This is a genomic window from Croceicoccus sp. YJ47, from assembly GCF_016745095.1.
Classification (GTDB): Bacteria; Pseudomonadota; Alphaproteobacteria; order Sphingomonadales; family Sphingomonadaceae; genus Croceicoccus.
The window spans coordinates 189,981-210,996 of sequence record NZ_CP067087.1 but is presented as its reverse complement, the minus strand read 5'-3'; the positions used below and the strand labels follow the sequence as shown (position 1 = coordinate 210,996).

The following is a 21,016-nucleotide window of genomic DNA, read 5'->3' as shown; positions in this document are numbered from 1 at the left end:
GGGTCATTTCATGTGAAATGTCTTGGTAACCAGGTGAGCCATTACCCCTTCGGGTCCATCTTCCGATCCGAAGCCGCTGTCCTTCATCCCGCCAAACGGGCTGTCGGGCCAGCTCAGGGCCAGCTGGTTCACAGCAATCATCCCCGCCTCGATCTCGTCGCCCAGACGGTTCTGGCGGCGGCCATTTTCCGTGAAGCAATAGGCGGCCAGGGCGTAGGGCAGGCGGTTGGCTTCGGCTATTGCGTCATCGTCGCTCGCGAAGCGACTTATCATGGCGACCGGACCGAATGGCTCGTCGTTCATGAGCCTGGCAGTCATGGGCACGTCGGTCAGCACGGTCGGCTGGTAGAAAAAACCGCGCCCGTTCGCGCCGCGCGTTCCGCCGGTGAGCACTGTCGCACCTTCGGAACGGGCATTCTCGACCATGGCGTCGATTGCTTCGGGCCGGCGCGCATTGGCCATCGGCCCCATTTGCGTTTCGCTCTCGAAACCGGATCCGACCCTCAGCGCGCTCGTGCGCTCGGCAAAGCCGCGCGCGAATTTTTCGTAAATACCTTCCTGTACGTGGAAACGGGTCGGCGAGATGCACACCTGTCCGGCATTGCGGAATTTGTGCGGAACCAACATGTCCAGAGTCTTGTCCAGATCGCAGTCGTCAAACACCAGTACCGGCCCGTGCCCACCCAGTTCCATGGTGGAGCGCATGACCGTGTCCGCCGCGAGCTTCATCAGATGCTTGCCGACGGGCACCGATCCGGTGAAACTCAATTTGCGGGTGACGGGGGAGGCAAGCAGGTGGCGCGAAATCGTGTCAGGCACGCCGAACACCATCTGCGCGACCTTGCCGGGAAGGCCGGCATCCTCAAAGCAACGCATGATCGCGATTGCGCTCCCGGCGGTCTCCTCGCTTGGCTTGAGGATGATCGCGCAGCCCGCCGCCAGAGCCGGGGCAAGCTTGCGCGCCGGGTTGAGTATGGGAAAGTTCCAGGCACAGAATGCTGCCACCACGCCGATCGGCTGGTGCAGTACGAGCGAACGGGAGCCCGTCGGACGAGGCAGGACGCGGCCGTAGATGCGCTCCGCTTCGCCAGCATGGAATTCGATCAGCGATGCGGTCAGGCCCAGCTCGCCCTTTGCCTCGGCCACCGGCTTGCCCTGTTCCATGGTCGCGATGCGGGCGATGTCGTCTGCCCTTTCACGCAAGAGCGCGGCGGCTTTCCGCAGGACATTGGCCCGCTCCGTTCCGGAGGTGTCGCGCCACTGCGCAAACCCTTCTTCGGCGGCCTGCAGGGCGCGGTCCAGATCATCGAGGCTGGCGCTCGGCAGTTCACCGATCACCTCGCCGGTGGCCGGATTGCGGGGTTGCGTCGTGTCGCGTCCCTCGGGGCCGAGCCATTCGCCGCCGATGTAGAGGCCGAGCTTGCTGGAATAATCGTTCATGGTCTGGGTATCCTGTAATCTTTGGGTTAGGCGCTTTCCCGAGTTCGCTCGGTAAGACGCTCGATGCGCTTTTCGTTTATTGTCGCCATCACGATGCGGTCGACATGAATGCCGGGCACGTGGATGCAATCGGGGTCGAGCGAGCCGGCCTCGACCAGTTCCTCCACCTCGACCACCGTGACCTTGCCGGCGGTGGCCATCATCGGGTTGAAATTGCGAGCGGTCTTGCGGAAAACCAGGTTTCCTTCCGGGTCTGCGCGCCAGGCTTTGACCAATGCAACATCCGCTCTGAGCCAACGTTCGCGGACATACTCGATCCCGTCAAAAACCTCGGTCGGCTTTCCCTCGGCCACCACTGTGCCGACACCGGTCCGGGTATAGAATGCCGGAATGCCGGCACCCCCTGCGCGAATGCGTTCCGCCAAGGTGCCTTGTGGATTGAGTTCAAGCTCGAGCGCGCCGGAAAGGTAAAGCTGCTCGAACAGCTTGTTCTCTCCGACATAGGAAGAAATCATTTTCTTCACCTGCTTGTTTTCGAGCAGCGCCCACAGGCCGAAGTTATCGGCACCTGCATTGTTGGAGATGACGGTCAGGGATTTCACCTGCGAAGCGCGCACAGCCTCGATCAGGGTTTCGGGATTGCCGCATAGCCCGAACCCGCCCGACATCAGCGTGATGCCATCTTTCAACAGATCGCTCAGCGCATTATCGGCGCTGTCCATTACCTTGTTTCTCATAATTGTTCTCCGGCTTGCCGGGCTCTCTCGACGAGGGTTTCCTCAGCTTTTGGCAAGCGTAAGTACAAGAGGACGAACATCAGGATCGATACGGGTAGCACCGCCATGAGCGAGAGAATGGCCGTGGACATGCTACCGGTGGCCGAAGAGATGGCTCCAACCGAATAGGGACCAAGGGCCAGACCGATCATGGTGAGTGATAGAAGGAACGTCGCAGATGCCAATCCGCGCATGCGTGGAAGCACCAGATCCTGCGAGGTGGCCCCTGCCGACGGCAAGGTGATGCTACCGAAGAGGATCATCGGAAAATAGAGGACGTAGAACACGCCAAGACTTCCGGTGGTGAAAATCACGGTCAACGGGACGAACGGAAGGATCGCGCCCGCGATCATCACCATCACGCGGCCCGAGGGATGGCGTTCCCTCAGGAAATCGGCGAAGCGTCCCCCGAAAATCAGGCCAACGAAGCCCGCCACCGCGCCAGCACCGCCGATAAAAAAGGCGGCCTCGGCGCGGTCCGCACCCAATTCACTTTCGACGTAAGGCAATGACCAGAAGATCACCGCATAGTTCACGAATGATGTCAGTCCGTGGCCGATGGTGAGATAAAGAAAAGACGGCGTCTTCCATATGAGCGTCCATGCAGGACGGTCACGGCTCTTGAGGGCGGCAACCCAGCTAAAGATAGCATATACGCCGATACCAACGGCGACCCATTGCAGCTTGTCGCCGGTCCAGGCGATCAGACCCAGTGCTATCAACGAAATGAGCGTGGCCGCGGCAATGTTGACCAACAGCGGTCCGCGCCCGCGGCGCGCCGCCGTGAACAGGCAGAACGGTGGGACCATGGTCAGCAATTCATCGAGGAAACCGCGAAAGGGACGCTCCACGGGAGGCTGTTCGATCCCATCCGACAGGCCGCGAACCGGCTCCCTCAACGTGGCGACCAAGCATGCGAGCGCAAGACCGGGCAGTCCGACTGCCATGAAGGCAGCCTGCCACCCGACGATCCCTTGCCAACCTTCGGGAAATGCGTCGTTCCATACCTCGACAATCTTCGCGCCGATGAACAGCGACGCGCCCGATCCGATATACATTCCGGCGGTATAAAGCGCGATCGCGGTCGCGCGCCGATTCTTCGGAAAGTAGTCGGAGATCAACGAATATGCGCACGGCGACGCGGTTGCTTCCCCGACACCCACGCCGATGCGGGCGAGCGTCAATTGCACTCCGGTACGGGCGAAGCCCGACAATGTCGTCATCAACGACCAGAACGCAAATCCGATCGTAACCAGGCGAATCCTGTTCCAGCTATCGGCAAGGCGACCCATGGGGATGCCGAACAGGGCGTAGAACACGCCGAACGCTGTTCCGTACAAGAAACCGAGATCGGCATCGGAAAGGCCAAGGTCGCGTTTCAGGTCGAGAGCGAGAACGCTGATGATCTGCCGATCGATGAAGTTGAGCGCGTAGATCAGCGAAAACACACCCAGCACATAGTTGCGATAGGCGGTCGAAGGATGCTCGCGCGAGATTTTACCGAACTTCATGCGGCCATCCACCACAGGATGATCTGACGATTCAGCCGCCGTCGGGCGCTATTCCTTATCATCTGCCTCTCCCCGGTGATGCCGCTCTTTCCATTCGGAATAGAGAATGGTGTTCATCATACAGAAGTTCAACCCCGTGTAAACCTTGGAGATGGCATCCTCCTCCACGGGCGGCGCTCACCTGAATTCTCTATAAAGAACGATATTCTCAAATGTTGACAGGCGGGTCGGGGCAGGCAATCGTGGCATCACAAAACGGCGGTCCGTGAAGGCTGCGGTGTCAGAAGGAGAGAGAAAACATGAGAGCATTCACCAGAACTTTGCTGCTGTCATCCGCTGGTTGCTTCGCGCTAACGGCACTCCCCGCGGCAGCGCAGGTCTCCGAATCCGAAGCGGTTGATCCAGAAGCGGAAGTCGGTCGGTCGAATGGTTCGTCAAACGCCATCATCGTCACGGCCCGCCGACGCGAGGAAACCAGCATCAACGCGCCCGTGCAGATCCAGGCCATCAGCGGCGACCAGTTGCAGGCGCGTGGGATCAATTCGGTCGATTCGCTGGCGCAGGCGGTTCCGACCCTCATTACCAGCGAAGCCACGTCCTCGCCGCAAGGCGGCATTGTTGCGATACGCGGCCTGTCCGGCGTCGATGCCAATCCGTTTGCCGATCAGGCCGTCTCGTTCAATATCGATGGCGTGCCCGTTGCGCGGTCCTCGGTGCGTCGTCTTGGCCAGTTCGACGTGGCCCAGATCGAAGTGCTGAAGGGGCCGCAGTCGCTGTTCTTCGGAAAGAACAGCCCCGCGGGCATCATCACGACCCGCACGAACGATCCCAAAGGCTATTTCGAAGTCGGCATCATCGCCGGTTATGAATTCGAAGCCGACGAAATTCGTACAGAAGGCTACGTCTCCGGCCCCGTCACCGATACGCTCGGTGTGCGGCTCGCAGGTTTCTATAGCCATTCCGAAGGTGACATACGCAACGTCGCGCCCGACGGCGGCGCCAACGTATTCGTGCCCTTCGATCGCCGCGTGCCCAATGGCGATGAATACGCTGCCCGCGCCACGGCGCTGTTCGAACCCGGCGACCGTTTCGATGCGCGGTTCAAGGTGGCGCATAACCGTTCGAACACATCGGGTTCGACGGATGTCCTGCAATTCGTCGACTGTCCGCTCGGAATACCGCAGGGAACGCCAGCTGGCTACGATACGCCGGAAGATTGCTTGGCCGATGGCCGGGTCACGGCCACCGACAACATCGGACCCAACTTTCAGAATTTGGACAGCCGTTTTGGCGAGGAAACGTATCTGAAGAGCCAGCAAACTCTCGCCAGTCTCGAAATGAATTACCAGCTAAGCGACGCCTTTACCCTGTCGTCGATCACCGGCTTCTACGATGCGGGTAACAGTTACGTCGGAAGCTTCACGGCGAATTTCCTCGAAAATGGCATTCCGCTTACGTTTCTGCCGGCATACGCAGACCTCGAAATTCGCGAAGTGACCGAGGAGATCCGGTTGACCTCGGATCTTGACGGGCCTTTCAATTTCCTCGTCGGCGGACTCATTCAGGATTCACGAGGCGAAGCGCAGGCGCTGGTATCTTTCAACGCTTATAATCCGTTTCCGCGGTCGAACTATCGTTACGTTCAAAACGGCACCGCCTATTCGATTTTCGGCCAGGTTTCCTATGAATTCCTGGATTCCTTCGAGCTATCGGCAGGTGCGAGATATTCCAGGGAAGAGAAATCGCTGCCAGTGTTCGAGTCCGCATTGTCGAGCGATTTCGACAACCTCCTGAATATCGAGGCGCCGCGCGAGGTCGATTTCGACAATGTCTCTCCCGAGGTTACGCTCAGCTACCGACCTTCGCGGGATCTGACCATCTATGGGTCATACAAGGAGGGCTTTCTGTCGGGTGGCTTCAACGCGACCAACCCGAATACGACCTCATCGATCAACGCGCGCGGCAATCTGGAAAGCCTGATCGATCCGCGCTACGGGCAGCAGGAGATCGCCGGTTTCGAAGGCGGTGTGAAGGCGTCACTGCTGGATGGCGATCTGCTCGCCAATTTCGCGGTTTTCGATTACGAAACGACGGGTCTGCAGGTCGCTGTCCTGGTCGGCGTGACGCAGGAACTTCGCAATGCGGGCGAAGTGCGGACGCGCGGCGCGGAATTCGATTTCACCTATCGCACGCCGCTCGATGGATTGTCGCTCAATGGTGCGTTGTCCTATCTCGACGGCGAGTACACCGATTATCAGAGCATCTGTTATTCCGGCCTGCCCGCGCCGGAGTGCCAGGTTCAGGTAAACCGTTTCACCGGCGAAGCTGCCTTGTTGACGGACCTGTCAGGCACCGAGCTCGTCCGCGCCCCGGATTGGACCGGCACTTTCGGCTTTAACTACGAAACGCCCGAATTTTCCGGCATGCGCTTTGAATTGCTTGGCAATTTCTTCTTCACCGACAGTTTCTTCACGGATGTCATCAGCTCGCCGGGCGGACGCCAGCCAGCTTATCAGCTGTTCGATGCCGGCGTGACGCTGAAGGATGCTGGTGAAACGTGGGAACTGTCCCTGCTCGGCCGCAACCTTACCGACGAACGGTATTTCACGCGTTCAGCTGGGAACCCCTTCTCGGGCAGCGCGCCCGGTGGTACGGGAACCGTGCTTGCGGACACAGTGGCGGTTACCAGTCGTGGTCGCCAAGTCTGGCTACGCGCGACATATCGCTTCGGAAATTGAGGTGCCGGCATAGGGCTTTGGTGAGATCATCTTCCGGGACGGGCAACGTCAGAAGGATGGTACGTCTGGCAGATTATGGTGGGCAGGGCAGGGTAGGGGAAGCGGATGTCCCGAGGGCACTGTCAGAAGGATTGTACCTCTGGCAAATTGTGGAGCGCAGGGTAGGAGAAGCGGATGCCCCGAGCCAAGAAACCAGCCAACCCGTTCCGGTATTTCCATTCTTCGCCGGAGGTAATTCGCCTCGTGGTAATGATGTACGTTCGTTTCCCGCTTTCGCTGCGAAACGTGGAAGATCTTCTGTCGGAACGATGCATCGACATTTGCCATGAGACGGTGCGGCTCTGGTGGAACAGGTTTGGTTCGATGTTGGCGGCGGACATAAGGCGGCAACGCGTCAGCAGAATGCGCGGCTTTCGCCATTGGAACTGGCACCTCGATGAGATGTACGTCCGCATCAATGGCGAGATGCTGTACCTTTGGCGTGCCGTCGATCACGAAGGTGAGGTGCTTGAAAGCTACGTCACCAGAACCAGGGACAAGGCTGCCGCCCTGCGTTTCATGAAGAAAGCGCTGAAGCGTCACGGTTCGCCGGAGGTCTTAACGACCGACGGACTTCGCTCCTACACGGCAGCACTGACCGAACTTGACTGCGGTCAGAAGCAGGAGATCTACCGCTGGGCTAACAATCGGGCAGAAAACTCACACCTGCCATTCCGACGAAAGGAACGAGCGATGCTGCGCTTCCGGCAAATGAAGTCGTTACAGAAGTTCGCCTCGGTTCACGCGTCCTTCCACAACCATTTGAATTCCGAACGCCACCTCGTTGATCGTCAGACTTATAAGATCCGACGCACAGCTGCATTGGCTGAGTGGCAGAACCTCATGGCCTGAAGAATGTCGGGGAAGGGCGCACTCCGCAAAACGGAGAGCGGTTTGCATCCGACTGACAGCTCCGACCGGGAGCATCGAACGGCGAACCCCAGCAAGCGACATTATCCCTTTCCAACAGCGGACGGTGATAGTCCCGCGCCATATCGTTGGGGCTTGTGCCAAGCAGGATCACATCATCGACCTGCCTCATTTCCATATAGTCGGAATAGAAGTCTCCGGAGTCCGACTGGACCGAAACAGGCGCATGATAACCGCGTGCCGCGGCTGCTGTGCAGACGTTGCCCAACAGGGAGTAGTGAAACGGATTGATATGGGTGGCAGACTGTCCCGCACGTACGATGACTACGACGGCCAAGGTGTTTGTCTTGCCGCTTCGCAGGCCAGCCGTGCGCAGATCCACGCGGTAGCCGAGCTCGTTTGCTGCACGTTCAACGCGCAAGCGAGTGGCTTGCTTAAGCGATGGATCGCCGTTCAGCGCGCCAGACCGTAGGCTGACTTACACCGGCTAGCTGTGCGACATCGAATGAGGTTACGCGCATCACCTAGACGGTTTCGCGAATGATCAGATGGGGGGGCAGGATCAGGCTTTCCGTGTCTTCTCCGCCCAGCCGCCGCATCAGCAGGTCGACGAGACCCTTCGCGCCCGCGGCGATGTCCTGCCGGACGGTGGTGAGCGGGGGCACGGTCTGGCGTGCGATCGGCAGATCGTCGAAGCCGACGATCTTCATCTCGCCCGGCACGTCAATGTCGTGCTCGCGCAGTTCCTTGAGGCATGCGACCGCGATGGCATCTGTGGCTGCGAATATGCCGTCCACTTCGCCTTGGATCTTGCGCAGGTGCCGGGCAATCTCTCCGCCCATACGATCAGCCGACAGGTGCGTGGGAAGCGCCCGGATCGTGACGCCCATCCTTGCCGCAACATCCTTCGCCCCGCCGAAGCGCGCGGCAAATTCGATGGGCTGGGTATCGCCCAGGAAGGCCAGGCTCGTGGCCCCTGCAGAGACCAGATTCTCTGCCGCCAGCTTGCCCCCCAGCCGGTTATCCGTTCCCACGACGCAATGCCTCTGGCCTTCCTGATGGTTGCCCCAGACAACCATCGGCAGGTAGCCATTGGCCACGTCCTCGATCCGGTCGAACTGATCCGACTGGCCGATAACCACTACCCCATCGATCATTCCGGAGCGGATGAAACGGTCCAGCCAGTCCTCGTCTTGGTCGGGAATGACCCGGCGCAGCATGAGGTCGTAGCCGTATTCGGTCAGCTCGTCGGCCAGGTGGCCGAGCAATGTCATGAAGAAGGTGTCGGAAATCTGCTGGTTGCGATCATGACCCAGCGGGATGATCACCCCGACTACGCCGGTCTTCTGCCGCCGCAGTTTGCTGGCGATCTGGTTGGGCCGGAAGTCGTATTCGCGGGCCAGCGCCTCGATGCGCTCGCGGGTTGCACGGTTTACGAGGCTGTTGCCCGCCAGCGCACGCGACACCGTGCCGGCGGTGACGCCCGCGATCTTGCCCAGATCTGCAAGCGTGCGGACGGTCTGGCGCTCGCCGCCGTCCTTCGCCTTGTCAGGATTTTTTCGCGTCTTGCCCATTGCCCCCAGCCTTACTCCGCATCCTCCATGGAAATGCGAGGTACCCTGTGTCCGGCATCTACGAACAAAGTCGCGATTGCACCAGCAATCATCAGCGCCCCGCCCAGCAGGAGGACGTTGCGGGGATCGCTGCCGAGAAGGGGTTCATAGATGAGAGGCATCGTGAGTGTCTGGATAAGCATGGGGATGACGATGAACATGTTGAACACGCCCATGTAGATGCCGTTGCGTTCCGGCGGGATAGCATCGGCCAGCATGACATAGGTGTTGCCCATCATGCCAGCCCAGCCGATGCCGATGCCCAGCATCAGCACGAACAGGGCGGAAGGCGAATCCACGCCCGGGATGAACAGCATGGCGATACCCGATGCGGTCAGGCATCCGGCATGGACAAGCCGTGCCCCGAGCCTGGCAACGATCGGGATGAGTATCAGCGCACAAAGGAAGGCAATGAAATTGTAAACTGCCCCTGCCTGCTGGGTCGTCAGGGTGGCGTCGCGAAATGCCGCGCTTGATGGATCGGCGGTGTCATAGATGGCGCGCCCCACGGCAAAGGTAATGTACTGCCAGTAAGCGAACATCGCATACCACTGGCACAGCATGGCCAAGGCGAGTTGCTGCATAGGCCGCGGCATGTCGCGGATGGCGTCGATGATCTCCTGCACCGTCGCCCGCACGGTCAGGGGCTTGGCTTCGAGTGCGGCCTTTTCCTCTGCATCCAGCGGCAATTCCGGCACCCGCCACACCGACCACACAATGGTGCTGATCGACAGGATTGCGCCGATGATGAAGGCGATCCTGACAATGGCCGGGATGCCGTTGGCATCAAGCACATCCTTGGCCACGAAAGCGGTAAGCAGGGTAGGGGCCATGTACGACAGCGTCTGTGCGAGCCCTGTGAAAGCGCTCTGTGTCAGGAAGCCGATGGATCGCTGGTCCGGTGTAAGCCGGTCTGCGACATAGGCACGATAGGGCTCCATCGTGATGTTGTTGCCTGCATCGAGAATCCACAGCAACGAGGCCGCCATCCATAGCGCGCTGGAATAGGGCATCAGGAACAGGCTGATCGAGCAGATGATGGCGCCGATCAGGAAGTAGGGCGTGCGCCGACCGAGCCGCGAACTCGTGCGGTCGCTCATCGCGCCGATGATCGGCTGGATGATCAGCCCCGTCATCGGCCCGGCCAGCCAGAGCAGCGGCATCGTCGCCTCGTCCGCACCGAGAAAACCGTAGATCGGCCCCATGTTCGCCTGCTGCAGGCCGAAACTGAACTGCAGGCCGAAGAAGCCGATGTTCATCTCGATGATTCTGAGTAGCGAAAGCCGCGGTTTCGTGGCGGTTTGCATATCCATTTCCTCTCGGTCGCCACTCTTCATGTCGGCGTTATAGGCGTTTGGTGACATAGATTGCGATGCAATGCAATCGTTTGAAATTTCCAATTGCAATCGTTTGAATTCGACATATACATTATGGCGAATCGCGCAAAATGGCGCGACGTATCGAGGAGAGGTATGAGAATGAAGTTCCGTCACGCTTTGGCCTTTGGCGTCGCCCTCAGTGCCCTTTCGAACCCCGTATTCGCGCAGGATGAAGCCGTTGCGGATCAGTCCGCCGAAGATGGCGAATTCGATCCCATGAATGTTATCGTCGTGACCGGCGCCACTACTGGGGAGCGCTCGCGCTTCGAAACCACCTACGCGATCACGGTCCTGGACCAGGATGAACTGAATCGGCGCGCTCCCAGCGCGATCTCCGATATCATCGGCACCGCGCCCGGCCTCTATGTCGAAAGTTCGGGAGGCGTCATTGGCAACAACGTCTATTCGCGCGGCCTCCCTAACGACAACTATCGATACATCCCGGTCCTCGAAGACGGCTTGCCGGTTTGGGAAGAAGGCGCAGGTGCCTTCACCAACGCCGACATTTTCTATCGCGTCGATCAGACCATCGAAAGCGCACAGATCGTTCGCGGTGGCTCGGCTTCCATCACCGCGTCGAACGCGCCGGGCGGTGTGCTGAACATTGTCACCAAGCGAACGGCCCCGACGCTGGAAGGCATCGCCAAGGTCGAGTGGGGTGATTACGATCACTTCCGAGGCGACTTCAACCTGGTCGGTCCGATTTCCGACGACGTCTCGTTTCACGTTGGCGGATTCTATCGCAGTGACAATGGCGGTCGCGATCCGGGCTTCAATGGCAACCGCGGCGGGCAGTTCCGCGCTGGCCTGACCTATGATGACGGCGAAAACTCGCTCTACGTCGGATATCGCAAACTGGCCGACCACGCGATCTTCTACACCCCGATGCCGCTCGCCAGCACCGACGAGGGCCTGCCGGGATTGAGTGCGCAGGATGGCACCCTTTACAACAGTGACTGGCGCAATTTCATCGTGCCCAACGGCAACGGCGATTTCGAGACCGATGTCGATCTGGGCGACGGCGTCTATACGAACACGGATACCCTCACCGTACTTGGCGAGTCTTTCCTCAATGACTGGCTGTCGATCAATGTAAAAGGCCGCTACACTTCAGGCCGAGTGGATTACATCGGCCTCTTCTCGAACAACGTCGAGACGGTGTCCGATTTCCAGGCTCGCGCCCTCGGCAGCCTTCAGGGCGCAGACCCGCTGACCACCGGCGTCGTTTTCCGCAATGCCAACACCGGCAATGACATCGCTGCCAGCGATATTGGCAACGGGCTCGTCCTGACCGAAAGCATCTTCGCCACTTTCGTCGATGTCGAAAACCTGATCGGCGACATCTCCTTCAACGGGGAGTTCGATCGCGGCAGCATCACCGTGGGCTATTACTACAGCAACTTCGATCAGCGGCAGCTGTGGAACTGGAATGACGTGCTGGTCGAAGCGCTCAACCGTCCCCGGCTGCTGGACGTCGTGGGGCAGGACGCCTCCGGCAACGATACGGTCGCGCTGACCCTGAACGGCCTGAGCAACTTGCACGGCAACCTGCAGTTGTTCACCGATCACGTCGAGATCAATGCGCTCTATGCGACCGGCAGCTTTGATGTCACTGACGCGCTGCGTGTCGATGCGGGCCTCCGCTATCACATGGTCACGAAAGCTGGCACGATCGCCCGGACCAACTCCATTGATCTTGGGAACCCGGATACCATTGTCGACGACAACGTGGCGGTCTTCAGTGGCGGCGTAACGCCCTACAACTTCGACACCGATCAGCTCGCGTTCTCTCTTGGTGCGAACTACGAGTTCAATCCCGATTTCGCGGCATTCGCCCGCTACAGCCGCAGCTTTCGTGTCACCCCGGAATTCCAGCAATGGTTCAATTGCTGCGGCAACGTGGAGGACGATATCGAGTTGCTCGAAGGGGGGCTGAAGTACTCCCGTCCTGGCATCGGGGCATTCGTGACCCTGTTCTACAACAACTTCCCGAACATTGCCTTCTCCAACATCGGGGCGAATGGACAGGTTGAAAGTGCGACAGCGGCCGCCCGGTCTTACGGCGTGGAAGTTGAATTGAACTGGCAGCCTGCGGATATCTTCGACATCGCGGTGTCGGGCAGCCTGCAGGACATCAGCTACACCGGTTTCTCCGGAACGGATGCCAATGGTCCGTTCGATTTCTCGGGCAACCAGATCCGTCGCCAGCCTGAATACACGGCTTCAATCCGGCCCACTCTCCACCTGCTAGACGAGAAGCTCGACATCTTTGCCAATGCCCAGTTTATCGGGCGCCGGTACGAGGATGTCGCCAACACGGTCGAACTGCCCGCATACACGGTGATTGATCTTGGTGCAGACCTTGCGGTGACCGACCGCATTTCTCTCCAGGCGATGGTGACCAACTTGTTCGACGAGGTCGGCATTACCGAAGGGAACCCTCGCGCTGGTGCCATCAGCAACACCGGTGGGCCGATCTTCCAGGGGCGCCCGATCTTCGGCCGCCAGATCAGGGTCGGTGCTACGGTCTCCTTTTGATAAGAGTCAGTTTCATGTTCACACATTCCCCCAAAGTGACGCTGGCTCTGGCCAGCCTCACAACCCTTCTCTGGTCTGGCTCGCTCAAGGCGGAAGACATTGCCTCTCCCGATGGAGATGTTGTCGTCAGTTTCGAGCTTCAGGACGGCAAACCGGTCTACGCTGCCCACTTTCAAGGGAAGCCAGTCTTGGACTGGTCGGAACTGGGAGTGGAGTTTCGTGAACGCTCGGCTCTCGTCCAGGATTTCACCTTGACCAATGTCGAGCGTGTCTCGCGCAAGGCCGAGTGGGAGCAACCCTGGGGAGAGCGTCGCCTTGTTCGCGATGAGTTCAACGGCGCCAGCTTTGACCTTGCAACTGCGACCGGGGAGGGTCTCTCCATCGAATTCCGGGTCTATGACGACGGATTCGGATTTCGTTATCACATTCCGGGCGAGGAGGGCCGGGCCTATATCATCTCGGACGAACGGACGCAGTTCCGGTTTGCTGAAAACTTTCAGGCCTGGTCCATCCCGGCATACCGCGAAAAATTCAGCGAGTATGAATATTCACGCTCTGCACTTTCGGCGATTTCAACCGCGCAAACTCCGCTGACACTGGAGGGCAACGGCTTCGCGATGGCAGTCCACGAAGCGGCCCTGATGGACTACGCGTCCATGAATTTGCGCATGGTGGAGGACAACACCCGCACGCTCAAGGCGGACCTTTCGCCCTGGTCCAATGGTGATCTCGTCCGCGCCAATGGACCTGTTAGCACGCCTTGGAGAACCGTTCTGCTGGCGGAAACCCCTGCCGAACTTGCCGACTCCACGATTATTCTCAATCTCAACGAACCGAACCAGCTCGGCGATGTTTCCTGGGCGCAGCCACAGAAGTACGTCGGAATTTTCTGGGCCATGCACACCGGTCGCCTGACATGGGAACCCGGCCCCATGCTTGGCGCGACGACCGAGCGCGCCATCGAGTACATTGATTGGGCAGCCGAGCACGGCATTGACGGCGTCTTGATCGAGGGCTGGAATGTGGGCTGGGATGTCCCGCGATGGTGGGTGAACGGCAACAGCCGCTTCATTTTCGACGAGGCGCAGCCCGCCTTCGATATGGCGGCGGTTTCAGCCCACGCGGCAGAGCGCGGCATCAACATTATCGGTCACCACGAGACAGGAGCACAAGTTCAGGATTACCTGAGCCAGCTGCCCGACGCGCTGGATTATTACGAGCAATACGGCATCCATGCGATCAAGCAGGGCTATGTGGGGACACGTCTGGACGAAACCGAATGGCCGGACGGACAGTATGCGGTCGAGACCTTCCATATCGCTGCGCGCGCGGCGGCGGCTCACCAGATCGCGGTCTTCCCGCACGAACCGATCAAGCCGACAGGTGTGCGGCGGACACTGCCAAATATCATGAGCCGCGAGGGTGCTCGAGGCCAGGAATACAATGGCGGCAGCCCTGACGGTGGCAACGCGGTGGATCACACGACCATCCTTCCGTTCACGCGCATTCTTTCCGGCCCGCTTGACTACACGCCAGGCGTATTCGGCTTTGATTATCGCGAGAACCGACCCAACAACCGCGTTCCCTCGACATTGACCAATCAACTGGCGCTATTCGTCGTGCTCTACAGCCCTGTTCAGATGGCAGTGGACCTTCCGAGCAATTACGACCGCTATCCAGATGCTTTCCAGTTTATCCAGGATGTGCCTGTTGACTGGGAAACAAGCCGGACGCTGGCTGGCGAAATCGGCGAATATGTCGTGGTGGCTCGCCAGGATCGCAATTCACAGGATTGGTACCTCGGTGCGATCACCAATGATGATGCGCGTAGCCTTGAGGTGTCGTTGGAGTTTCTGCCTTCGGGGCGATACGAAGCTACGATCTATGCTGACGGAGTCGACGCCGATTGGCGGACCAACCCGGAAGCATTCGAGGTTTCACGCCAGGTCGTGACATCTGAAGATATGCTGTCGATGCGCCTCGTCAGTGGTGGCGGTCAGGCCATTCGCTTCCGTCGGTTGGAGGGGTGAGGCATGGCAATGTCTCCAAGCTCCCTGAAGCAGGAAGCTCATCCACCTCATCCGACTCTTCGCTGGACGTCTGTCGATATCGATAAGTTGAAACTCGATGATACCAACCAGGCACCGGTGATCGAAAGCGACATGGCGCGGCCCATGTCTCCCGATCTCGATGTCTGGGATTCCTGGCCGCTTGCCGATCCGGCTGGAAAGCCGGTGCGCTGGCGGGATGGCGAACTCTGGTTTGCTCTCGCCGTACCGCGCGAAGACGATCCGGAGGAGCGGCATCACAAGGCGCGCATCCATCATTTCCACAGGGTCGCGGACCGCTTCGTCCATCTCGGGCAGACGCTGACCGAAGGGCACACGCCAGGCACGCGCGAATGGTCTGGCTCGGCCCGCTTTGAAAACGGGCAGGTAACGCTTTTCCTGACGGTGGCTGGCCGGGCAGGCGACCGGGCGACGACCTTCATGCAGCGCATCTTCTCCACCTCTGCCAGCCTCGATCCGGACGGGGACTTCGGCATCTGGTCGCCCGCGGTCGAATGTGTCTCAGCCGACGGCCTGCATTACCGGCCTGCCGACCAGCTTGTGGGCGAGCCGGGCAAGATCAAGGCGCTGCGCGACCCCGCACATTTCCGTGATGCCGATGGAACCAACTACCTGCTGTTTACCGGGTCTTCAGCAGCACAACCGGGTTCGCACGACGGGGTCATCGGGCTGGCTGTCGAGGACGAGCAGGGCAAGTATCGAACCCTGCCTCCCGTCATCACCGCTGTAGGAGTGAACAACGAGCTGGAGCGGCCGCACATCGTGGAGCACGGGGGGCTTCTGTACCTGTTCTGGTCAACGCAGCGCGGAGTTTTCGCGCCGGGTATCGTGGCGCCTACAGGGCTCTACGGCGCTGTGGCGAGCAGCATTTCCGGGCCGTGGCAACTTCTGAACGGCACTGGTCTGGTGCTGAGCAACCCGGCTGATGCGCCAACACAGTGCTACAGCTGGTGGGTCTTGCCCGATTTTTCCGTGGCCAGCTTCGTCGATTATTGGGGTCCGGCAGACGAAAGCCGACCCGAAACCGAAACGCGCCGGGCGAGGTTCGGCGGCACGTTCGCGCCATTTGTCCAGATCGCCGTGGAAGGCAATCATTCGTGGCTGGTCCGATAGTTATGGCGGGCGAACGGTTGCTGGCGGGGATCGAGGCAGGCGGTACTAAATTCGTGCTCGCAGTCGGCACATCGCCCACCCGGATTGTCGCGCGCCATACGATTCCCACCCGCTCGCCGGAATTCACGCTGGCCGAGGCCGCCGAGTGGTTCGAGGCACACGGCCGGATCGACGCCTTGGGCATCGGCAGCTTTGGCCCCCTCGAGCTCGATTCGTCGTCGAGCGGCTGGGGAAAGATTGCCACTACGCCAAAACCCGGCTGGTCGAATTGCGATATCGCTGGCTATTTCGGTGCCCGTCTTGGCGTTCCTGTCGGTTTCGATACCGATGTGAATGCCGCGGCGCTGGCGGAATACACGTTCGGGTCAGGCGCGGCAGCGTCATCGCTAGCCTACATTACGGTTGGCACCGGGATCGGTGGCGGGCTGGTGATCGATGGCAAGGCCGTGCACGGGGCGGCTCACCCTGAAATGGGGCATATCTTTCCGCGTCGCCGTGCGCTCAATACAGATTTCGGAGGCATCTGCCCGGTGCATGGCGATTGCCTGGAGGGACTGGCGTGCGGCCCTGCCATCAAGGCACGATGGGGCGCATCCTTGTCAGAATTGCCTGAAGACCACGAAGCGCATGGGGTCATAGCAGATTATCTCGCGCAGCTTTGCCACACCCTGTTTGCCGTGAGTGCAATCGAACTGATCGCGATGGGCGGCGGTGTGCTGAAAGCCCCCGGATTACTGGACCGCGTAAGACAAGCCGCTGCACAGCTAGATGGGGGATACCTTCCGGGTGGATCAAGGCATAGGATCACAGCGCCCGGCTTAGGTGACGATGCGGGGGTAATCGGCGCCTTGTTGCTGGCAGATTGCGCTTGACCTCGTCCTTGATAGTGTCGGTCAAACGAAAGTTTGAGGTAAGCCTCACGGTTTTCCGCTACCCGCTCATCTGACGAAAGTCAGCTAAGGCTGGTAATTGCACGCGATGCACACTGTCAGCTTGCGGCCCAGTTTTTTACGGCCCACAAACCGCCCCATTTGCAGTCATTCGACGGGTCTGTCGATGCTCTCGAAAGTGTACGTCGGGAATGAACATCGCCGAGCGCCGGAATTTGGGACTTCGGCGCTAGCCCTGAATACCTCCTATTTTGCCTCGCGAGATTGCCTACGCGTTGACGCTCGAAGATCACTTTCGATAAAGGAAAGTTATGACTTGCCCCATGGGAAAGCGTGTCATAGATACTTTCCGCCAAGGAAAGTAAGGATTCGGCCGATGGATGTGATCTCAGGTTTGGCGCTTTTGGGGGTCATAGGTGGCCTCACCTGGATGTCCTGGCGAGATTCGCGCGACTACACGGCTTTCAAGCAGTTTGAGTGCAGCGCGGACCGGGTGCGCTTCCACCGCCGATGGACGCTTGTTCCATTGGCGGTGTTCGGTGTCGGTGGGCTGGCCGTAATTCTGTCACTCGGAAGACTGGACGCACTAGGATCCCTGCCTGTCGAATTTGCGCTCCTGATCGCCCCGTTGGAGGCGGTTTCGGAACCCGAAAGTTCCAGCTTGGAAACGCTGGTCGGAATGGCCATTGGCTTGCTGCTGGGGCTGACCATCACGGCAGTGGTTTGGCGTCGCCGGTCGAAGAGGATGTCGCAGCCGGTGGTCGGCGACATCGAAGCGCTCTTGCCGCGTAACGGCAAGGAGGTGCTTTCCTGCGTTCCGCTGGCGTTGAATGCTGGCATCAGCGAAGAGATTTTCTATCGCGTCGCGCTTCCGCTGCTCGTGCTCGAAGCTACCGGATCGGTGGGGGCGTCGCTGTTGATTTCGATCGCGGCGTTCGGATTGGCGCACTGGTATCAGGGTTGGAAAGGTGTCCTCGCAACCAGCGCGATGGGGGCGCTGTTCTTCTGGCTCTATCTCTCGAGCGGATCCATCATCAAGCCGATTGCGATGCACGTGCTCATCGATATCATCGGCCTGGTAGTCTGGCCTCTGGTTTCCCAATCTCTGGCCAGGCGGCGTTCAGCGTCCGAGCCAGGCGAGCGGGCAATATCACCGAAGCCGGCAGCAGTCGCTACGGCTATCGAAGCAAAGGCAAATTCATGAGCGATGTGAAGGACCCGCGGGACGCACTGGCGGTACTCAATTCCACGAACGATCGTTTGGCAAAACGCATGCATTGGCCCCTCTGGCGACATCTTGCCGGAGGTTTGCTCCTGACGTTGATAGTCGGATCCGTGGCTCTTCCACGCGCTATTTCAATCGTGGCCTTCGTGGTGGCGATGGTCATGACAATACTACTGGTCCAGGACGACAAGAAGCGTCACGGTATGTTTGTGAGCGGGTATCAAAGAGGCAGAACCGTATGGATTGTCGGCGCGATCGTCGCTTTGATAGTATCCGCTCTGATCGTCGTTATGCGGTTCGACGAGCCGGTCGCCAATCCATGGTTCTGGGTGACATTGTCGATCGTTTTTCTCGGGACGTCAGGACTGAGTTCGATCTGGGAACGGGTTTATCGCAAGGATGTGCGCGAAGGTAGGTTATGAGCCCGGGACTTGACGAGATATTCAATGCGACCGCGCGCCTGCAGATCGCCGCGATCCTTCTGCGTGCCGACGAGGCCGAATTCTCAGTCATTCGCGACGTGATGGATGTCAGCGATTCGGCTCTTTCGAAACATTTGTCGACACTTGCCGAAGCGGGCTACGCGTCGATCAGGAAAGCGCCACGGGACGGGCGTCAGCGAACCTGGGCCGTGCTGACGCCAGAGGGCCGGCAGGCGTTCCGCCAGCATGTGAAGGCGCTCCAGGAACTGATTACCGTCGCCGAAAGGGATTTTGATGGGGCAAGTTCCTGATGCTTCGGGTCCGTTCCATTCGGCAGCAGGGCACTACTGTGAGAAGGATGGCATCTGTGGCAAAGTATGCGGTGCGGGGCAGGGGAGTGGAATTCCCCGAGCCAAGAAACCAGCAAACCCGTTTCGGTATTTCCATTCCTCGCGGTAGGTGATTCGTCTCACGGTGATGTTGTATGTCCGTTTTCCGCTTAGCCTGCGGAATGTCGAAGATCTTCTGTCTGAGTGCGGCATGGACATCTGCCACGAGACGGTGCGGCTCTAGTGGAACAGGTTTGGTCCGATGTTCGAGGCCGACATTCGCAGCGAGCGGGTCAGCCGAATGCGCGGCTTTCGCCATTGGAACTAGCGTCTGGATGAGATGTACGTCCGCATCAACGGCGAGATGAGGCACCTGTGGTGCGCCGTCGATCACGAGGGCGAAGTATTGGAAAGCTACGTCACCAATAGAAGGGACAAGGCAGCCGCCCTGCGCTTCATGAAGAAAACAGTGAAACGCCATGGCTCTCCACATGTCATGACGACGGACGGACTGCGCTCCTACAAAGCCGCGATGTCCGACCTTGGCTGCGAGCAGAAGCAGGAGACCGGCCGCTACGTGAACAACCGCGGTGAAAACTCGCACCTGCCATTCCAACCAAGGGAACGAGCGATGCTGCGCTTCAGGCAAATAAAGTCGCTGCAAAAATTCGCTTCAGTTCAAGCATCCTTCCATAACCACTTCAATTCCGAACGACACCTCATTGATCGTCGAACTCACAAGATCAGCTGCCCAGCCACATTGGCTGAGTGGCAAGTCCTCATGGCTTAAGACAAGGTGGGGAAGAGCACTTTGCAAAACGGAGAGCGGTTTGCATCCGAGCTGATAGCTTTCCTGAAACAGGTTCGATCTCGGATGTGCGCGTTTTGTCTTTGTAAACCATCGAGAGCTAACAGCCCTCTGCCGCACGGATCTTGCCGCTCCAACAACCTTGATCATCGAAAATAAACCGCGGCTGGCATTCGTAGGAACCTTGTTGGCGCCACCATTCGATCGACGATCGAGTGAAGTCTAAGCGGGATATGTTAATGAAATTGGTTTTGGTCGGCGTGCTCGTCGCCGCGACTGCCGTCAGCGCGCCGGCATACGCTTAAACTGCTGGCGGTCTGCGCTACAACGTCGGCTTGGTGCTGGGTATCGACAATGTTCAGATCGAGAACGATCCGTTCGATGTAGAGGATAGCAGGAAGGGCGCGATATACGGAGTTACGGCTGGCGTAGACTTGGTCAGCAGCGGCGGGTTCTTCGCTGGCGCCGAGCTAGAATTTTCAGATGCGAATACGGATGATGAGGTCTCCGACATGTTCGTTGACGGCGATAAGCTTCGATTGAGCAGCGGTCGTGATCTTTATGCTGGCGCAAGGTTCTGATATCAGATGGACCCTGCATTCGGTATTTACGGCTAGGATCTCGTCGAGGGTGGCATTTCGATAAGTCGAGATCAATTCGTCGGCGTTCTTGCCTATTCGTTTTGATCGCGATGAGGGGAAGGGGTGAGGGCAATGCCCTTCATCCCTTCGTGTCTGCAATCAGATTGACCTTGCCGTCCGGTTATAGAGCGCTCGACGAACTGCCGTAATTACCAAAGTTGGGGTGGAAAGCTGGCATCTGAATCCAGCGCAATTCCTTATTTGAAGTCAAGTGAACGTAGGTCAGACAAGTTCGCAACCCCAAAGATCAGAATGGCTGATCTTGGACCTTCCGATTGAAATGCACCAATACTTGCTATGCGGCCATGTAGCGGCATTCCGTAGGTGATGCCTCGATCAAAAGCTTCTACATTTACTCTACAATCCGCAATTGTCGTGGTTGTCCACCATCTCGCGAGCTCAAGTGGCCCACACCGGATCGGGATCTGATGCGTCTCTGGTGCGCCCAGTGTTTCTACCACCAAAGGTGAATGGAGGTCCTTGGCGTAGGGGACGTTAAGGTTGATCATAGCGCCAACCTGATTGGCGAAAATAACATGAGGGATGTTCTGAGGGACGAAGCCCCGCACAGAAAATTCGCAAGAATTAGAGGAAACTATGTAGGCACTATTAATC

At 58.9% G+C, this 21,016-nt stretch carries 16 protein-coding genes and 1 pseudogene; 12 read left to right on the top strand and 5 right to left on the bottom strand.

Annotated features, from left to right (window positions below):
* Positions 1–3: 3 nt before the first annotated feature.
* From JD971_RS00890 to JD971_RS00880, 3 genes are read right to left on the bottom strand one after another with little or no spacing between them, the layout of a single operon-like run.
* Positions 4–1,440 carry an NAD-dependent succinate-semialdehyde dehydrogenase gene (locus tag JD971_RS00890; protein ID WP_202087196.1) on the bottom strand — a complete coding sequence of 479 codons (1,437 nt, stop codon included), beginning with the start codon at positions 1,438–1,440 and terminating at the stop codon, positions 4–6.
* Between the two features lie 26 nt (positions 1,441–1,466).
* On the bottom strand, positions 1,467–2,162 hold the full coding sequence (locus JD971_RS00885) for a CoA transferase subunit A (protein ID WP_371809683.1): 696 nt from the start codon (positions 2,160–2,162) through the stop codon (positions 1,467–1,469).
* An 11-nt stretch (positions 2,163–2,173) separates the two neighbouring features.
* Positions 2,174–3,727, bottom strand: a complete 1,554-nt coding sequence (locus JD971_RS00880) for an MFS transporter (protein ID WP_202085306.1) — start codon at positions 3,725–3,727, stop codon at positions 2,174–2,176.
* A 299-nt stretch (positions 3,728–4,026) separates the two neighbouring features.
* Here JD971_RS00880 and JD971_RS16965 point away from each other — a divergent pair.
* The 3 genes and pseudogenes from JD971_RS16965 to JD971_RS00870 form a co-directional block, all read left to right on the top strand.
* A pseudogene (locus tag JD971_RS16965) lies at positions 4,027–4,473 on the top strand (TonB-dependent receptor plug domain-containing protein); the annotation flags it as partial.
* A 360-nt stretch (positions 4,474–4,833) separates the two neighbouring features.
* Entirely contained in the window at positions 4,834–6,465 is a 1,632-nt protein-coding gene (locus JD971_RS00875; protein WP_236672196.1) for a TonB-dependent receptor, read from the top strand.
* Positions 6,466–6,639: 174 nt separating this feature from the next.
* Positions 6,640–7,356 (top strand): IS6 family transposase, encoded by a 717-nt coding sequence (locus JD971_RS00870; RefSeq protein WP_202085304.1) that lies wholly within the window; start codon positions 6,640–6,642, stop codon positions 7,354–7,356.
* A 542-nt stretch (positions 7,357–7,898) separates the two neighbouring features.
* Here the strand turns inward: JD971_RS00870 and JD971_RS00860 are convergent.
* Positions 7,899–8,948: a LacI family DNA-binding transcriptional regulator gene (locus tag JD971_RS00860; protein WP_202085303.1), complete on the bottom strand. Its 1,050-nt coding sequence runs from the start codon at positions 8,946–8,948 to the stop codon at positions 7,899–7,901.
* An 11-nt stretch (positions 8,949–8,959) separates the two neighbouring features.
* Positions 8,960–10,294 (bottom strand): MFS transporter, encoded by a 1,335-nt coding sequence (locus tag JD971_RS00855; protein WP_202087192.1) that lies wholly within the window; start codon positions 10,292–10,294, stop codon positions 8,960–8,962.
* A 171-nt stretch (positions 10,295–10,465) separates the two neighbouring features.
* Here JD971_RS00855 and JD971_RS00850 point away from each other — a divergent pair, with 171 nt between their 5' ends.
* The 9 genes from JD971_RS00850 to JD971_RS00810 all read left to right on the top strand — a co-directional run bounded on the left by JD971_RS00850 (position 10,466) and on the right by JD971_RS00810 (position 20,341).
* Complete coding sequence (locus JD971_RS00850) at positions 10,466–12,904, top strand: TonB-dependent siderophore receptor (RefSeq protein WP_202085302.1); 2,439 nt, start codon at positions 10,466–10,468, stop codon at positions 12,902–12,904.
* A gap of 14 nt (positions 12,905–12,918) precedes the next feature.
* Complete coding sequence (locus JD971_RS00845; RefSeq protein ID WP_202085301.1) at positions 12,919–14,934, top strand: glycoside hydrolase family 97 protein; 2,016 nt, start codon at positions 12,919–12,921, stop codon at positions 14,932–14,934.
* A gap of 3 nt (positions 14,935–14,937) precedes the next feature.
* Positions 14,938–16,086, top strand: coding sequence for a glycoside hydrolase family 68 protein (locus tag JD971_RS00840; RefSeq protein ID WP_236672195.1), 1,149 nt, complete (start codon positions 14,938–14,940; stop codon positions 16,084–16,086).
* A gap of 2 nt (positions 16,087–16,088) precedes the next feature.
* The gene (locus tag JD971_RS00835; RefSeq protein ID WP_202085300.1) at positions 16,089–16,958 is read left to right on the top strand and encodes an ROK family protein; all 870 of its coding nucleotides are present in this window, start codon (positions 16,089–16,091) and stop codon (positions 16,956–16,958) included.
* A gap of 394 nt (positions 16,959–17,352) precedes the next feature.
* On the top strand, positions 17,353–18,180 hold the full coding sequence (locus JD971_RS00830; protein WP_202085298.1) for a CPBP family intramembrane glutamic endopeptidase: 828 nt from the start codon (positions 17,353–17,355) through the stop codon (positions 18,178–18,180).
* Positions 18,177–18,623 (top strand): hypothetical protein, encoded by a 447-nt coding sequence (locus JD971_RS00825; RefSeq protein ID WP_202085297.1) that lies wholly within the window; start codon positions 18,177–18,179, stop codon positions 18,621–18,623. Before JD971_RS00830 ends, JD971_RS00825 begins: the two co-directional genes overlap by 4 nt.
* Positions 18,620–18,934: a transcriptional regulator gene (locus JD971_RS00820; protein WP_202085296.1), complete on the top strand. Its 315-nt coding sequence runs from the start codon at positions 18,620–18,622 to the stop codon at positions 18,932–18,934. Before JD971_RS00825 ends, JD971_RS00820 begins: the two co-directional genes overlap by 4 nt.
* A gap of 358 nt (positions 18,935–19,292) precedes the next feature.
* Positions 19,293–19,742 carry a transposase gene (locus JD971_RS16400; RefSeq protein WP_236672194.1) on the top strand — a complete coding sequence of 150 codons (450 nt, stop codon included), beginning with the start codon at positions 19,293–19,295 and terminating at the stop codon, positions 19,740–19,742.
* Between the two features lie 356 nt (positions 19,743–20,098).
* Positions 20,099–20,341: a hypothetical protein gene (locus JD971_RS00810; protein WP_202085295.1), complete on the top strand. Its 243-nt coding sequence runs from the start codon at positions 20,099–20,101 to the stop codon at positions 20,339–20,341.
* The last annotated feature ends 675 nt before the right edge of the window (positions 20,342–21,016 follow it).

Excerpts from the sequence above, each read along its gene's own strand:
- JD971_RS00830 (WP_202085298.1), top strand. The coding sequence starts at position 17,353 with ATGGATGTGATCTCAGGTTTGGCGCTTTTGGGGGTCATAGGTGGCCTC.
- JD971_RS00840 (WP_236672195.1), top strand. The coding sequence starts at position 14,938 with ATGGCAATGTCTCCAAGCTCCCTGAAGCAGGAAGCTCATCCACCTCAT.
- JD971_RS00855 (WP_202087192.1), bottom strand. The coding sequence starts at position 10,294 with ATGCAAACCGCCACGAAACCGCGGCTTTCGCTACTCAGAATCATCGAG.
- JD971_RS00870 (WP_202085304.1), top strand. The coding sequence starts at position 6,640 with ATGCCCCGAGCCAAGAAACCAGCCAACCCGTTCCGGTATTTCCATTCT.
- JD971_RS00820 (WP_202085296.1), top strand. The coding sequence starts at position 18,620 with ATGAGCCCGGGACTTGACGAGATATTCAATGCGACCGCGCGCCTGCAG.
- JD971_RS00890 (WP_202087196.1), bottom strand. The coding sequence starts at position 1,440 with ATGAACGATTATTCCAGCAAGCTCGGCCTCTACATCGGCGGCGAATGG.
- JD971_RS00860 (WP_202085303.1), bottom strand. The coding sequence starts at position 8,948 with ATGGGCAAGACGCGAAAAAATCCTGACAAGGCGAAGGACGGCGGCGAG.
- JD971_RS00835 (WP_202085300.1), top strand. The coding sequence starts at position 16,089 with ATGGCGGGCGAACGGTTGCTGGCGGGGATCGAGGCAGGCGGTACTAAA.
- JD971_RS00825 (WP_202085297.1), top strand. The coding sequence starts at position 18,177 with ATGAGCGATGTGAAGGACCCGCGGGACGCACTGGCGGTACTCAATTCC.
- JD971_RS00885 (WP_371809683.1), bottom strand. The coding sequence starts at position 2,162 with ATGGACAGCGCCGATAATGCGCTGAGCGATCTGTTGAAAGATGGCATC.
- JD971_RS00845 (WP_202085301.1), top strand. The coding sequence starts at position 12,919 with ATGTTCACACATTCCCCCAAAGTGACGCTGGCTCTGGCCAGCCTCACA.
- JD971_RS16400 (WP_236672194.1), top strand. The coding sequence starts at position 19,293 with ATGTACGTCCGCATCAACGGCGAGATGAGGCACCTGTGGTGCGCCGTC.
- JD971_RS00850 (WP_202085302.1), top strand. The coding sequence starts at position 10,466 with ATGAAGTTCCGTCACGCTTTGGCCTTTGGCGTCGCCCTCAGTGCCCTT.
- JD971_RS00880 (WP_202085306.1), bottom strand. The coding sequence starts at position 3,727 with ATGAAGTTCGGTAAAATCTCGCGCGAGCATCCTTCGACCGCCTATCGC.